Source organism: Nocardia sp. NPDC058519 (assembly GCF_042719755.1).
In the GTDB taxonomy this organism is placed as follows: domain Bacteria; phylum Actinomycetota; class Actinomycetes; order Mycobacteriales; family Mycobacteriaceae; genus Nocardia.
Window position 1 is genome coordinate 1 of sequence record NZ_JBHXNK010000071.1, and the last position, 1,440, is coordinate 1,440.

Here is a 1,440-nt window from a genome sequence, read left to right on the forward strand (position 1 = left end):
GGCTGTAGTAGGTAAGCGATGGGGTGACGCAGGAAGGTAGCTGGGCCAGGTGATGGAATACCTGGTGTAAGCGTGTAGGGCGAACGGTAGGCAAATCCGCCGTTCATATAGCTTGAGACGTGATGCGTACCCGTTGAGGGGAATTCAGTGATCCTATGCTGCCGAGAAAAGCCTCTAGCGAGCTGGTACACGGCCCGTACCCCAAACCGACACAGGTGGTCAGGTAGAGAATACTAAGGCGATCGAGAGAACTGTGGTTAAGGAACTCGGCAAAATGCCCCCGTAACTTCGGGAGAAGGGGGACCACATCTGGTGAACGGATTTACTCCGGGAGCTGGGTGGGGTCGCAGAGACCAGAGAGAAGCGACTGTTTACTAAAAACACAGGTCCGTGCGAAGTCGTAAGACGATGTATACGGACTGACGCCTGCCCGGTGCCGGAAGGTTAAGAGGACCGGTTAGCCTGTCATGGGCGAAGCTGAGAATTTAAGCCCCGGTAAACGGCGGTGGTAACTATAACCATCCTAAGGTAGCGAAATTCCTTGTCGGGTAAGTTCCGACCTGCACGAATGGCGTAACGACTTCTCTGCTGTCTCAACCACAGACTCGGCGAAATTGCATTACGAGTAAAGATGCTCGTTACGCGCGGCAGGACGAAAAGACCCCGGGACCTTCACTATAGCTTGGTATTGGTGTTCGGTACGGTTTGTGTAGGATAGGTGGGAGACTGTGAAAGCGACACGCTAGTGTTGTGGGAGTCGTCGTTGAAATACCACTCTGATCGTATTGGACTTCTAACCTCGGACCATGATCTGGTTCAGGGACAGTGCCTGGTGGGTAGTTTAACTGGGGCGGTTGCCTCCCAAAATGTAACGGAGGCGCCCAAAGGTTCCCTCAGCCTGGTTGGCAATCAGGTGTTGAGTGCAAGTGCACAAGGGAGCTTGACTGTGAGACTGACAGGTCGAGCAGGGACGAAAGTCGGGACTAGTGATCCGGCACCGGCAAGTGGAAGCGGTGTCGCTCAACGGATAAAAGGTACCCCGGGGATAACAGGCTGATCTTCCCCAAGAGTCCATATCGACGGGATGGTTTGGCACCTCGATGTCGGCTCGTCGCATCCTGGGGCTGGAGTAGGTCCCAAGGGTTGGGCTGTTCGCCCATTAAAGCGGCACGCGAGCTGGGTTTAGAACGTCGTGAGACAGTTCGGTCTCTATCCGCCGCGCGCGTAAGAAACTTGAGGAAGGCTGTCCCTAGTACGAGAGGACCGGGACGGACGAACCTCTGGTGTGCCAGTTGTTCCGCCAGGAGCACTGCTGGTTGGCTACGTTCGGAAGGGATAACCGCTGAAAGCATCTAAGCGGGAAGCCTGTTCCAAGATGAGGTTTCTCTCCCACTTGATGGGTTAAGGCCCCCTACAGACCATGGGGTTGATAGGCCAGAA

General features: G+C 55.1%; 1 rRNA gene. It reads left to right on the forward strand.

The features are described 5' to 3' along the window. Positions 1–1,440: ribosomal RNA gene (locus tag ACFWPK_RS34530) — 23S ribosomal RNA — on the forward strand; the annotation flags it as partial.